We start from the raw sequence: 12,244 nt of genomic DNA on the forward strand, positions 1-12,244 counted from the left end.
TGCTCCCTCGCCCCGCTTGCGGGGAGAGGGTTGGGGTGAGGGGGAGGCTCCGCGAGGGAGGTGAGAGTTGGACTCGCGGAGAGTCCCCCTCACCCGGAATTTGCTGCGCAAATCCCGGCCTCTCCCCGCACGCGGGGAGAGGCGAAAGACCTACTTCTTCTTCCCCTGACCGATCTCCGGCTGCCACGCCGCGTCCTTGCGGCTTGGCGCCGCGGCGATCGCCTTGATCTTGTCCTTCTTCGGCTTCTTGACTTCGCGATTGCTGCGTTGCTGTCCCTTGGGCATGACGTCCGTCTCCTCCGGGGTTCGAATTCGCAAGATTGGCGCTGCCGTATGCGCGAGCCGCGACCAAATAACGTGCGCGATGAGTGTCAGCCAACGAAGCGCCGCGCGCACGAGACGCGGAAGATGCAGCGCGATATGGACTAACGACCATTGCGTGAGTGGCGCTGACGCGATCGAGCCTACGCCTGCACCTCCCCGATAGCGAGGACTAAAACCGTCGCGCGCGAGCGCTGTTGCCTGCGACCGCGATGCACGCGCGCGGCGGCGATAGTGCTGGCTATTGCCGTGCAACGGGCGCATGGTCGCAGCCGGCAGGCGTCGGTTGGGCCCGCTCTTTGCGAAAGGCAGGCGCGCATGACCATCCGCTCGCGGCGTGACATCGTCACATCCAGGTATCCGTTTCGGCGTCGCGCGTGTCGCCGATGACCGACCATCCGGTTGATCTCGACAAGCACCGCGGCATGGCCGCGCAGAAGGCGACCGATCTGCGCCGCGCGCTGGCGGAGGTCGAGACCCATGTAAGGGAGCTGCGCGAGCGCGAGGCCGAGCTCGAAAGCCGCATGCTGACGGTGCCGGCGATGTCGTGGCCCGAGGCCGCGGTCAAGGCGCGCCATCTGCTCAACCTCTATGCCGCAAGCCTCCCCGTCGAGGACACCCGCCACCGCGCGCTGGTCGCCGCGCTGTTCGACGACTTTGCGAGACTTGGCGGGGATAGCTGAGGAAGCCGTGGGCCGCCTGCGGTAATCACGGCCCGCGCGCGGAATAAATTTGTCGTCCTGGCGAACGACAGGACCCATAGCCACCGAAGCGAGTTGTTACGCAGGCTTGTGCCACAGCGTGCTTCAATAGAGCTGACCGGGGTAATGGGTCCTGGCGCCTGTGCGCAATTGCGCACCAAGGCCAGGACGACGTCTAGCGGTCATCGCGCCGCGAAGCACCTTGCGTAACAGGAGTAAGCCATGACCCTCACCAGCGGCCGTTTCATCGGCCACGAACAGGACCGCGGCATCGTCCAGTTCTCGATGCAGGACGGCGCGAAGGAAGTCCCCTGCGCGATCTCGACCTCCGCCATGGATACCCTCGAACGCGGCCCGCAGACCCGCCCCGAGCAGCGCGAAGCCCAGTTCACCCGCCTCCGCGACCGCATCGAAGCGCGCGCGGCGAGCAAGTACCGCGCGACCGAGTTCGAGGGCACGCCCCCGGGGATCGTGCTGCGGAGCATTGATTTTCGGGGGTAGGGGGAGGGCTACCTTGTCGAAGGTGGCCTTGTCGAAGGTGACCTTGTCTAAGGTGACCTGGCACGCCGGCATGATGCCCCGTGGCAGCATCGGTTGTTGACATTAACCATCTGTTAACCATGCCGTCGCCTAATGTTGGCAATGGGGGGATTCACCATGCCGGCCCAGGTGACGCGACTGAAGTTGACGCGACCGAAGTTGATGCCCGTTTCGGCCGATCCGGCCATCCGGTCGGTGGCGAGGCTGGCGGTACGCGCCAGGGCCGTCCTACTCGGCAAAACACCTGTCCTACGGAGCAAAGCCATGTTCGGAAAGGACGACTTAGTCGACCATCTCAGCCGCGATCTCGATCGCGCGCGCGTAAGACGCGATGCACTCGCATCCGAAGCCACGACCCTGACGGCCCAGATCGCCGAAATCGAAGCCCGTCTTTCGGAGGAGAAGAAAAAGCGGGAGCGCGAGCGCGTCCTGGGCGAGATCGAAGCGATCAAGACGCGAATCATGCAAGCCGCCGGCGCGTTTGCACCTGTCGTCGACGGTCTTTCCAAGGCGATCGAGCAGGCTACGGCGGTCGTGCCCGAGGCGCGCGAGCTCAATAGTTTCCTGGTGTCGGTGGCGAGCGAGATCGACAGCGTGCTCGATCCCCTGTTGCGCGAACTGGATCAGCGCGCGGATGCGGTGCGAGCAGGACAGGCCGTGCCGGACCTGCCGAGTTCGGCCAACGAAGCGCCGCCCGTCGAGCTGCCGAAAGACACCAACGAGCGCCTGCTTCGCTTCCCGGCGTGGCTGTCCCGTGACAAGGAGGCGGACAAGACGGAAACCGCAGAGAGCCCGCGCAGCACGGCAGCGTGAAGCATCGGCGCGCTGGCTTCGTCGCGGCGCATCCTTCGAGACGCCCGCCTTCGGCGGGCTCCTCAGGATGAGGACGGAGTGCGCGACAGCACTTCGACAGGCGACGATGCCGCTCAGCCTCACTCATCCTGAGGAGACCGCAAAGCGGTCGTCTCGAAGGACGAGGCGCGCGCTCAGGCCGTCCATATTGCCATATGCGGGAGCCGTCCCGCGCAAGCGGGAGCGCACCTTCTTCAAGGCAAACCAGCCTCGCCTGATCTCATCGCGCTCTGGAGCCGCTTAGCGGCAGTCCATGTCCGGCATTGGAGCCGGGTAATCCCTCCTCCGGCGACTGCTCAGTTGGCGGCGCGGCGCAGGAAAGCCGGGATATCGAGAACGGCCTCGTCGGGCGCATTGCGCGCGGGGGCGCGGCCGGAGGGATGGAGCGGCTGTATCGCCGCGTGGCGCGCATAGTCCAGGCCGGGCCTTGCTGGTGGTCCCACGGGATGATGCGGCTGCGGGCGGAGCGGCGGGCTTTCTCCTTGCGGAAGGGGTGCGCTGCGCTCGATGCGATCGGCGATGCGCCTTCCGTCATTGCGCAGCCTTCCGGCGAGTTGGGCGAGGGCGGTTTCCACCGGCAGCGCCTGCTCCGCGTCGAGATTGTCTATGCCGGTCGCCACCACCGAGACGCGGACGATGCCTTCGAGGCTATCGTCAAAGGACGCGCCGACGATGATGTTGGCATCCGGGTCGGCCTCGTCGCGAATGCGGGTTGCGGCTTCGTCGACCTCGTACAGCATGAGATCCTTGCCGCCGGTGATGGAGATGATGAGGCCGCTGGCGCGCTTGATCGAGGGATTCTCGATCAACGGATTGGAGATCGCGGCCACGGCGGCGGCGAGCACGCGCTTCTCGCCCGAAGCCTCGCCCCGTCCCATCATGGCCTTGCCCTTCTCCTTCATGACGGAGAGGACGTCGGCAAAATCGAGATTGATCAGGCCTTCCTTGACGATGAGGTCGCTGATGCAGGCGACGCCCGAATAGAGCACCTGGTCGGCAAGCGCGAAGGCATCGGCGAATGTGGTCTTCTCGCTGGCCACCCGGAACAGGTTCTGGTTCGGGATGATCAGGAGGGTGTCGACCGCCTTCAGCAGCTCCTCGATGCCGGCTTCGGCGAAGCGCATGCGGCGCTGGCCCTCGAAGTAGAACGGCTTGGTGACCACGCCGATGGTGAGAATGCCGAGCTCGCGCGCGATCCTCGCGACGATGGGGGCGGCACCGGTGCCGGTGCCGCCGCCCATGCCGGCCGTCACGAACACCATGTGCGCGCCGGTCAATTGATCGCGAATCGTATCGATCACCTCTTCGGCTGCGGCGCGTCCCAGTTCCGGCTGCGAGCCTGCGCCGAGGCCCGCGGTCACCTTCGTCCCGAGCTGGATGAGGCGGCTTGCCTTCGACATGGCCAGCGCCTGCGCGTCGGTATTGGCGACGACGAACTCGACCCCCTGCAGCCCGGCCGTGATCATGTTGTTCACGGCATTGCCGCCGGCGCCGCCGACGCCGAACACGACGATGCGGGCCTTCATTTCATGGATATCGGTGGTGCCAGTCATTCTTCTCTCGCGATTGCTCCGGCAAGCCGGGGATTAGAGAAAGTTTCGATTGCTACCTGCGGGCCGCACGGTCTGCCTGAACGATTGAAGCGGCCAGATGTCCCAAGCGAAGCGCGGCGCGTTCCGCGAGCGAGCCGCCAGGGCGGCGATCGGTCCGCAGCGCCGCCATTTCGTCTTCCAGTCGTGTCGCCCACGCATTGGCTGCCTTCGTCTCGGCGCCCGCCTGCTGCAGCTCGACCGCGAGGCGCTCGGCGCGCTCACGCTCGCGCTCGAACACCACCCTGTAGGCGGTTGCGACGTCTTCGAGCCGCGCAATCTCCGCCTTGAATGCCTCGGTCTCAGAAGCGTTTTCCAGCGAAGTGGATACCGGTTCGCGCAAGGAAAACGCGTCAGAATAAGAATCTAGAGCCCCGTTCCGACTCCGTCGGAACGGAAATGGCTCTAACGCTTCGATCCTTGCCATGGAGTGATCGATGGGATCTGCCCGGCGGCCCGTTCGCGGGCGGGGCGTGTACCGCAGCTCGGAGAAATCAACCCTCACCAGCGCCTTGCCGTCATCAGAACGCGAGCGCGGCAGGCGGCGACGTCGCGCCAGCGACCGCGCGGCCTCGCGCGAGATATTGAGGCGGGCACCCAGATCGGCATACGTCAACAACGCAACAGACATCGGCGCTTCTCCTGGAGCAAACCGGGAAGGCATTTCGGGCTAATGATGGCTGGACGATTGCAGCAGGCTAGGCTGCGTTGGTTAATGCATGGTTAACACGCGCGCCATGCTGTTTACGGGTGCCGTCACCGTGCCACCCCCGGGGGATCGGAAGGCCGACCCGGGGTTCGGAGAGCCGACCCGGGGATCGGAGAGCACCATCTGTCGCGGCTGCGTCTTGGCGGCCTTGCGCAGGCAGCGAGAGCTTCAGGACGTTGGAGATGTTCTCCGCGATCTCGTTGCCGGTGGTGTCACAGCGGATGACGAGGTTTTTGGGTGCGGGTTCGTGCGCGTGGTTTACGGGGTGCGCCTCAGGGTGATGCTACCGGGGCGAGTATATAGCGGAGGGGGACCGGGCTTGTCCTCCGCATGGCCCAAAGCCGATTGCTTCAGCGATCATTTAGGCTTTTGCCGGCATAGTCCCTTCTGAGGTCTCTTCAAGAGTGGCGTGCACCAGTTGTCGCAGTGCGTGTACCCTCATCCACCAAGAATTCCAGAGAGCTGGGTGCCACAACCCCAGATTTATCTAGTGAGCGTCTAGTAGACGGCGCGAGTATTGCTCTGTATGCTACAATTTGGGGCAAGCGCATTCGTGCCGACAAGAACGTTTATTGACCTATTTGCGGGCTGCGGGGGGCTCTCGCTTGGACTATTCCAGGCGGGATGGCAGGGACTTTTCGCGATCGAAAAATCTTCCGACGCATTCGCAACATTAAGCCATAACCTCTGCAAGCCAGGGGGGCGTTTCGCTTTTGCCTGGCCAGATTGGCTTGGATGTCAGGCTCAAACCACAAGCGAGTTATTGCGCAAACATCGAGCTGATCTGATCGCGTTGAGAGGGACTGTCGATCTAATTGCGGGTGGACCACCTTGTCAGGGGTTCTCTACAGCAGGCCTTCGAAATCCAAATGATCCTCGCAACCGGCTTACAAACGAATACATTCGAATTGTGCAGATCGTTCAGCCAAAGTTCTTGCTGTTGGAGAACGTGAGAGGCTTTCAGGCTGCCTTCAAAGGCGCCGCCGAACCTTATTCCGCACGCGTGGTACGAAGGCTGTCGCGGGCTAAAGTTCCATACGACGTACATACGGCGATGGTGAAGGCCTCGGACTTCGGCGTCCCACAGCCGCGGCCGCGGTTTATCATGGTGGGTATTCGCAGAGACCTAAATTGGTGCGATGCGACTCCCTTCCAAGATTTAGCCCAGATGCTACACGCATTTCGTGGAGCGAAAGGCTTAGGGAACGGTACGACGAGTTCTCGTCAAGCGATTGGCGACCTTGAACTTGACCGACAAGAGACAGGCCCCTCGACAGATACCGAGGGATTTCTGCAGATAAACTATCGGCGTCCCGGGAAGCTCTCGAACTATCAAAGATTGCTGAGAGATGGTCTCGATCCCAACTATCAACCGAACAGCTTACGACTAGCGAATCACCGCGCCGAAACCGCGTCGAGGTTCGAGCACATCCTCAGGCATTGCCAGCGCGGGAAGAAGGTGCCGCAGGACTACCGAGATCGCCACGGGATGCGCAAGCAATGTATTGCTGCGCTCCATCCTGATCTTCCTGCGCATACGGTCACGACGTTGCCAGATGATCTTTTGCACTATTCGGAACCAAGGATTTTAACCGTGCGTGAGAATGCGCGTCTTCAGTCGTTTCCCGATTGGTTCGATTTCAAAGGTAAGTACACCACGGGTGGGAAGGCAAGGCGCCATCAATGTCCGCGATATACGCAGGTAGGCAATGCGGTGCCGCCTCTCATGGCGGAAGCGATCGGCTCTTCCTTGCTAGCTCTAGCTGAGAAACATGACTAGTAGGCCAGTTAATTTCATAGCTCATGCCCGTCTCAAGGACCTCGTTGGGCGAGGACTGATCAATGACGACAATGTCGCAATAATTGAGTTGATCAAGAACGGCAAAGATGCCGGCTCAAATCGAGTTGTTATCAAATTTCTGGAAGCTGCAGAGGAAGGTGACGATTCCAAATTGATCATTCAAGACTTTGGCCATGGAATGACGTTTGATGACATTCGTTACAAGTGGCTAAATATTGCCTATTCAGAGAAGAAAGGCACTCTTCGCAAGGATGGTGAGGCCTTCGCAGGCAATAAGGGTATCGGCCGATTTTCATGTGATCGTCTCGGCAGAAATTTGGATCTTTATACCAAGACATCCGGGGGCATCATCAATTGCCTAGAGATCGATTGGACTAAATTTGAGGTTGACGATCGAGATCGCCAAATTGGGACCATTAAGGGCCGTGTGCGCGATATAGACGACCGAGAGTTTACAGCTGAGACCGGGCTACCAAAATTTGCCCATGGCACGGTTCTTGTTATCCGTAGCCTAAGGTCTCGATGGCAGAAGAAGCATCTCATCGATCTCCGAAAGGAGCTAGAACGCTTTGCCATAGATCCCAATGGTAATTTCAGGATCTCGCTGACTTCGGCAGACTTCCCTGGCGATGAGGTCGTCAACGGAGATGTCGAGAATAAGATATTTGAGAAGTTGGATTTTAGAACAACGTCTATCGTCGCTTCAATCCCGGGTAACGGACGTGAGATATCAGTATCGCTTCGGCATGATGGTGATGAGGTATTTGCTCTGCGAGAGCGCAATCCCTATGCACACCTACGAGATTTGCAAATCACGGTCTTTTATCTCAACACAGCAGCTAAGGCGTTCTTCAAGCGGCAGACCGGTTATCGCTCAGTCGATTTTGGTTCAGTGTTCTTCTTTCTGAATGGATTCCGTGTGCCTCCGTATGGCAACGAGTCCAATGATTGGCTCTCGCTTGATCGACGTAAGGCTCAAGGTCAAAGGCGATTTCTTTCTGCGCGCGATGTGGTTGGATATATCGAGGTGGCTGATCGAGAGGGAACGTTCCAACCTGTCTCAAGTCGAGAGGGTCTCGTCCACAATGCTGCTTTTCTAGAACTTACAAGTGACGAGCAGAACATAAAATCCTCATTCGATGAGGAGATGCTTTATGGCCTGTTCCACAAGATATTTCGGAAGCTAGAGCGCTTCGTTGTTGAGGGCTTAGATTGGGATCGCATAAACGAAGTTGCTACGCCGGTAGACGAGGATCGACTTCTAGATTCCGATAAATTTGAGTATGAGACCGAGCGTCGTAGAATCCTCGATACGTTGATTCCGACGATTGGCGTTAGGACGCCCCGTAGCCATACGGTCGATGTTCAGATAAATCTCCCTTATGTTCTTAGGCTTGCTCATAGCGCGACGGCTTCTTACGACGAGTTCGTTCAAAATTTGCAGGAGAAGTTTGAGGGTACCTCGGCCGCTAACCTGTCGCCGTCCGAAAAGCGCGACCTTTCAAGATTTATCAAGCGGCAGGCGAAGGAGCTGGCAGTCAAGGGGGAGAGCGTTCAACAGTTGGGGCAGGCCAACACGGCGCTTCACAAAGCTCAAGCCGAGACCAAGCATCAGCTCGCCGTGGAGGAGAAGCGGCGGCTGTTTGCGGAGTTTGAGAGTACTGCAGATCAAACGCGAATCCTGCAGATGCATCATCAGATCGGACTTCTGTCAGGAAAGGTATTCAAAGCGTTCGATCGTGCAATCAGGAAATACAGAGCCGATCCCGATTCGCTTACGAAAGATCAGCTGTTCGATTTGATCGAGCGATCGATATTCGACATAGATAAGATTCGTAAGGTATCGAAGTTTGCATCCAAGGCTTCATTTGACCTCTCCACGAACAAGGTCAAAGAAGATCTTGTCCAATTTGTTCAGGAGTATATCGAGAGCTTTAATGAGGTCAGCCTGGATTGGAATATCAAGGTGACGTTTGCCAATCCGAAACAGATTTCTCTGGTAAGATCCTTTCGCCCGATTGAGCTCTCGATGTTGGTCGATAACTTGATAGACAATGCCGGAAAGGCCGGGGCGAAGTTGCTTGAAGTTGTCGTAGCCCAACGGGGCAGCAAGGTATCGTTGTCGTTCTCAGACAATGGTCGTGGATTGCCGGAGAAATACAAGCCGGAGGAGCTTTTTCACAGCGGAATTACGACAACTTCTGGTTCCGGTATAGGGCTCCGGCATGCTCAGAAGATTGTTGAGGATATTGAGGGGCGCATATCCATCAAAGATAACGAAGGGCAGGGAGCGACCGTTAAGGTCGAGTTCGATGTATCATGAAAACCGAGTACGATATAATTTGGGTTGATGACGATCTAGAATCAGTTGCCGACGACATAACGGACATAAGAGAGTTCTTTGAGAAAGTTGGGATAGAGGCTCGCATCCAGACCTATGAGGGCGGCAACGATGGTCTGCACGAATTGATTAAGGCCGGCCTTGCCAACCCAGAGCTAGACCTGATTGTCGTAGATTTCATGATGAATGGAATGAACGGTCGGCAGCTGATCGACGCGATCAGGACGAGCGATCACATCTTCCTCCCGGTTGTTTTTTATTCTTCTGCAGGGTCTGAACGTCTTCATCAGGAGGCTGCAGCGGCAGCCCTCGATGGCGTTTATATCTCTTCGCGGGACCGTGTAAGGCGGAAGATTGAAGATGTTGTGACCAGTTTGCTCCGAAAGGAGCAAACGACGAAGAGGACGCGAGGCCTCCTGATGGAAGGCGTTAGCGAGATAGACGCAAGTTTTGGGCAGCTATTCCATGGGCTCTGGTCCAAGTTGTCTGATGAAGAGAAAGATAAGGTCGTAACGTACTTCAATGAAAAGTTAGGAGAGAGGGCCGTCTCCGCTGCCAAGGCCCAGAAAGATCTGCCCGCAGAGCGTGAGGCTTTTAAAAAGTCGATGGAAAGCACCTTCGTCTCTGCCGCGTACGATACGTCGATACGCTGGAAGATACTGAAAAAGATGCTCACACTTGCAAAGCGTCATGAGGAGGATGCGTCGAAGGTGTTCTTTCGGTTGTTCGACGATCCGAGGGCTTTAGTGCAGATGCGTAACAACTACGGGCATCGCACACGAGTAGAGCTTGAGAAGGATCATACGGAAGAGAAGTGTATCGCCATTAGGCGAGAGCTCCGGGCGCAAACGGTAAATCTTGTGGGGATGATCAAGGGGGCTGGCTCCTAGCGAGCCGTCATCTAGTGCGCTTCAATGGGAGATGAGTCCGGATGGCTTTTGTCAAAAGCTTGAGGTCTCTCGTTTCGCATTCCCAAATCGTGAGCGTCTGCCAACCTTCCTTGCGAAGGTCCGCTAAGTTCCGTTTATCGCGTGATGCATTCAGAGTGAATTTCCTATCCCAGAAGGCAACATTCGAAGTGGGGCGTCGCCCGTCGCGACAACCTCGGTGTTGATGCCAGAAGCAGCCGTGCACGAAGATTGCTAGTTTGTGTTTCGGCAATACGATATCGGGGCGGCCGGCGAGGTTCTTCGCATGCAGGCGAAAGCGGTATCCATTTTTGTGTAACAATGAGCGCACAAGTCGCTCAGGTCTCGTGTTGAGCCCCTTCACGCCGCGCATGATCGCGCTGCGTTTCTCTTTGGATACAAAGTCCATCGACGTTGCTCGGTCGTGCTGCTGGTTGTTTGACCTGTTTAGGCCGCTCAGCCATTCCATGTATGGTCGGGTCTAGAACAAAAACGGCCGGATCTTCCGATCCGGCCGCAACGCAAAACTCTACTCGGCTAAGCCTACGCCACGCGACGCAACTTAGCCCCCGCCCAATTTCAAAACTTGCTTAGCTGGCCTTCTTGACCGGCGCGTCGCCGATCTTCTTCTGGATGGCGCGCTTCAGCTCGAGGGCGCGCGGCGACAGGGCGTCGGCCTTGGCCTTGAGCAGGAAGGCGTCGAGGCCGCCATTGTGGTCGACGCTCTTCACCGCGTTGGTGGAGACGCGCAGGCGCACGTTGCGCTCCAGGGCTTCGCTGATGAAGGTCACGTTGACCAGGTTCGGCAGGAAGCGGCGCTTGGTCTTGATGTTGGAGTGGCTGACCTTGTGGCCGACGAGGGGGCCCTTGGCCGTCAGTTCGCAGCGGCGAGACATCTCAAAATCCTCAGGTTCGACCCCCCAACGATTGCGGCCGCCATTCTGGGCGCCACGGGGGCTAATTCTGTGTCCTTGCAGGGAGCGGGCGGACGTATAGGGGGTGAGGGGCGGGACGTCAAGGTTTTGGGCGGTCTTTTCGCCTCTCCCCGTGTGCGGGGAGAGGCCGGAATGCGCGCGAATAGCGCGGATTCCGGGTGAGGGGGAGTCTCCGCGGGGGTGGGGCCGGTTGAGCGCACCGACTTCCGCCTCCCCCGGGGAGAGCCCCCCTCATCCCGACCTTCTCCCCGCGCGCGGGGAGAAGGAGAAGAACATCCCCCGATCACCAAAACGGCAGTGTTTAAAGCGCCTTACCATCACATAAAGGGCACATTCACCGCCGAAAGACTTCGGTGAGTTCCCGGCTCTTGTGGCCCGGATGCATTGCTTGCGGCCGTAACAGGCTTAAGTAACAACCACTCGCTTCCCGATTGGATCGTCTCGTGCACACGCCCTCCCTCTTTCCGCCCCGGCTGCGGTCAGCCGGCAGGCTGGCTTTGGCCGCTATCGGCGGGCTGGTGCTGGCGTGGGCGGCGGAGCCGGCAGCGGCGCAAGGCAAGCTCGAGGCGCAGTATGAGGCCACGCTGGCCGGCATTCCCGTTGGCCGCGGCGCCTGGAACATCGATATCCAGGACGACGTGTTCTCGGCGGCGGCCTCCGGCGGCACCACCGGCATTCTGAAGTCGTTCGCGGGCGGGTCCGGCACCGGCGCCGCGCAGGGGCGTGTCGTCAATGGCGCGCTGGTGGCGTCGGCCTACCAGGCTTCCACCACCACCTCGAAAAAGACCGAAGAGATCCACATCACCCTCGACAAGGGCAATGTGAAGGAGTTCGGCATCATTCCGGAGCCGCCGGTCGATCCTGATCGCATCATCGTCACCGACGCGCATCGCCGCGGCGTGTTCGATCCGATGACGGCCTCGCTGGTGCGCGTGCCCGGCACCGGCGAGGTGCTCTCGCCCGACGCCTGCCACGGCAGCGCGCCGGTGTTCGACGGCCGCATGCGCTACGAGCTGAAGCTTGATTTCAAGCGCATGGAGACGGTGAAGGCCGAGAAGGGCTATCACGGCCCGGTCGTGGTCTGCGCGCTCTATTTCGTGCCCGTGGCCGGCTACATCCCCGACCGCCCCGTGATCAAATACCTCGCCGCCCAGCGCAACATCGAGATCGCGCTCGCGCCGGTCGCCGGCACCCGCGTCCTGGTCCCGTTCTGGCTGAAAGTGCCGACGCCGCTCGGCCCGGCGATGCTGGAAGCGACCAGCTTCATCACCACCGCCCAGCCGCCCAGGGTCGCGAAGACGCAGTAGGCCTTTCTTACCCTCCCCTGGAGGGGTCCGAGACGAGCGTAGCTCGCTCGTGGGTCGATCGCGCGGGAGCGCGAGCGGGGTGGGGTGATCTCTCCACTCGGGCAGTCCCCGTGCGGAGAGATCACCCCACCCCGTCGCCCATTTCGCTTCGCTCAACGTGCGCCGACCCTCCCCCTCCAGGGGAGGGTAGGAAAGTACATCGCTTCAACGACTTACCTACTGTGCATGGGGTTGTTTTCG

12 protein-coding genes and 1 pseudogene are annotated in these 12,244 nt (G+C 59.4%); 7 read left to right on the forward strand and 6 right to left on the reverse strand.

The window, feature by feature from the left end; all coding sequences use genetic code 11:
* Positions 1-150 precede the first annotated feature (150 nt).
* Positions 151-285 carry a hypothetical protein gene (locus NLM32_RS45700; protein ID WP_256560985.1) on the reverse strand — a complete coding sequence of 45 codons (135 nt, stop codon included), beginning with the start codon at positions 283-285 and terminating at the stop codon, positions 151-153.
* Positions 286-707: 422 nt separating this feature from the next.
* On the opposite strand from NLM32_RS45700, the gene NLM32_RS03345 reads away from it, so the two are divergent.
* The 3 genes from NLM32_RS03345 to NLM32_RS03355 all read left to right on the forward strand — a co-directional run bounded on the left by NLM32_RS03345 (position 708) and on the right by NLM32_RS03355 (position 2,375).
* A complete protein-coding gene (locus tag NLM32_RS03345) occupies positions 708-1,004 on the forward strand; it encodes a hypothetical protein (protein ID WP_254127863.1) in 297 nt (98 codons plus the stop codon).
* A gap of 240 nt (positions 1,005-1,244) precedes the next feature.
* Complete coding sequence (locus NLM32_RS03350; RefSeq protein ID WP_254127864.1) at positions 1,245-1,523, forward strand: DUF1488 domain-containing protein; 279 nt, start codon at positions 1,245-1,247, stop codon at positions 1,521-1,523.
* 156 nt (positions 1,524-1,679) lie between these two features.
* Positions 1,680-2,375 (forward strand): hypothetical protein, encoded by a 696-nt coding sequence (locus tag NLM32_RS03355; RefSeq protein WP_254127865.1) that lies wholly within the window; start codon positions 1,680-1,682, stop codon positions 2,373-2,375.
* 335 nt (positions 2,376-2,710) lie between these two features.
* On the opposite strand, the gene ftsZ is transcribed toward NLM32_RS03355, so the two are convergent.
* The 3 genes and pseudogenes from ftsZ to NLM32_RS03370 all read right to left on the reverse strand — a co-directional run.
* A complete protein-coding gene (ftsZ, locus tag NLM32_RS03360; RefSeq protein ID WP_254127866.1) occupies positions 2,711-3,967 on the reverse strand; it encodes a cell division protein FtsZ in 1,257 nt (418 codons plus the stop codon).
* Between the two features lie 52 nt (positions 3,968-4,019).
* Complete coding sequence (locus NLM32_RS03365; RefSeq protein ID WP_254127867.1) at positions 4,020-4,634, reverse strand: hypothetical protein; 615 nt, start codon at positions 4,632-4,634, stop codon at positions 4,020-4,022.
* Between the two features lie 171 nt (positions 4,635-4,805).
* Positions 4,806-4,935, reverse strand: a pseudogene (locus NLM32_RS03370) (DUF2235 domain-containing protein); the annotation flags it as partial.
* Between the two features lie 303 nt (positions 4,936-5,238).
* Here NLM32_RS03370 and NLM32_RS03375 point away from each other — a divergent pair.
* The 3 genes from NLM32_RS03375 to NLM32_RS03385 are packed head-to-tail and all read left to right on the forward strand — an operon-like array spanning position 5,239 to position 9,744.
* On the forward strand, positions 5,239-6,492 hold the full coding sequence (locus NLM32_RS03375) for a DNA cytosine methyltransferase (protein ID WP_254127868.1): 1,254 nt from the start codon (positions 5,239-5,241) through the stop codon (positions 6,490-6,492).
* A complete protein-coding gene (locus tag NLM32_RS03380; RefSeq protein WP_256568204.1) occupies positions 6,485-8,836 on the forward strand; it encodes an ATP-binding protein in 2,352 nt (783 codons plus the stop codon). The genes NLM32_RS03375 and NLM32_RS03380 overlap by 8 nt, the downstream gene beginning before the upstream one ends.
* Positions 8,833-9,744 (forward strand): response regulator, encoded by a 912-nt coding sequence (locus NLM32_RS03385; RefSeq protein ID WP_254127870.1) that lies wholly within the window; start codon positions 8,833-8,835, stop codon positions 9,742-9,744. Before NLM32_RS03380 ends, NLM32_RS03385 begins: the two co-directional genes overlap by 4 nt.
* Positions 9,745-9,751: 7 nt before the next feature.
* Here the strand turns inward: NLM32_RS03385 and NLM32_RS03390 are convergent, their stop codons facing one another.
* Together NLM32_RS03390 and rpmB are read right to left on the reverse strand one after the other, a co-directional pair.
* Positions 9,752-10,231 carry a very short patch repair endonuclease gene (locus NLM32_RS03390; protein WP_309144828.1) on the reverse strand — a complete coding sequence of 160 codons (480 nt, stop codon included), beginning with the start codon at positions 10,229-10,231 and terminating at the stop codon, positions 9,752-9,754.
* A 121-nt stretch (positions 10,232-10,352) separates the two neighbouring features.
* A complete protein-coding gene (gene rpmB, locus NLM32_RS03395; protein WP_254127871.1) occupies positions 10,353-10,658 on the reverse strand; it encodes a 50S ribosomal protein L28 in 306 nt (101 codons plus the stop codon).
* A 536-nt stretch (positions 10,659-11,194) separates the two neighbouring features.
* On the opposite strand from rpmB, the gene NLM32_RS03400 reads away from it, so the two are divergent.
* Entirely contained in the window at positions 11,195-12,004 is an 810-nt protein-coding gene (locus NLM32_RS03400) for a DUF3108 domain-containing protein (RefSeq protein ID WP_254135196.1), read from the forward strand.
* The last annotated feature ends 240 nt before the right edge of the window (positions 12,005-12,244 follow it).

This window comes from Bradyrhizobium sp. CCGUVB14, assembly GCF_024199935.1.
GTDB lineage: Bacteria > Pseudomonadota > Alphaproteobacteria > Rhizobiales > Xanthobacteraceae > Bradyrhizobium.

Excerpts from the sequence above, each read along its gene's own strand:
- NLM32_RS03355 (WP_254127865.1), top strand. The coding sequence starts at position 1,680 with ATGCCGGCCCAGGTGACGCGACTGAAGTTGACGCGACCGAAGTTGATG.
- rpmB (WP_254127871.1), bottom strand. The coding sequence starts at position 10,658 with ATGTCTCGCCGCTGCGAACTGACGGCCAAGGGCCCCCTCGTCGGCCAC.
- NLM32_RS03365 (WP_254127867.1), bottom strand. The coding sequence starts at position 4,634 with ATGTCTGTTGCGTTGTTGACGTATGCCGATCTGGGTGCCCGCCTCAAT.
- NLM32_RS03345 (WP_254127863.1), top strand. The coding sequence starts at position 708 with ATGACCGACCATCCGGTTGATCTCGACAAGCACCGCGGCATGGCCGCG.
- NLM32_RS03390 (WP_309144828.1), bottom strand. The coding sequence starts at position 10,231 with ATGGAATGGCTGAGCGGCCTAAACAGGTCAAACAACCAGCAGCACGAC.
- NLM32_RS03375 (WP_254127868.1), top strand. The coding sequence starts at position 5,239 with ATGCTACAATTTGGGGCAAGCGCATTCGTGCCGACAAGAACGTTTATT.
- NLM32_RS03350 (WP_254127864.1), top strand. The coding sequence starts at position 1,245 with ATGACCCTCACCAGCGGCCGTTTCATCGGCCACGAACAGGACCGCGGC.
- NLM32_RS03385 (WP_254127870.1), top strand. The coding sequence starts at position 8,833 with ATGAAAACCGAGTACGATATAATTTGGGTTGATGACGATCTAGAATCA.
- ftsZ (WP_254127866.1), bottom strand. The coding sequence starts at position 3,967 with ATGACTGGCACCACCGATATCCATGAAATGAAGGCCCGCATCGTCGTG.
- NLM32_RS45700 (WP_256560985.1), bottom strand. The coding sequence starts at position 285 with ATGCCCAAGGGACAGCAACGCAGCAATCGCGAAGTCAAGAAGCCGAAG.
- NLM32_RS03380 (WP_256568204.1), top strand. The coding sequence starts at position 6,485 with ATGACTAGTAGGCCAGTTAATTTCATAGCTCATGCCCGTCTCAAGGAC.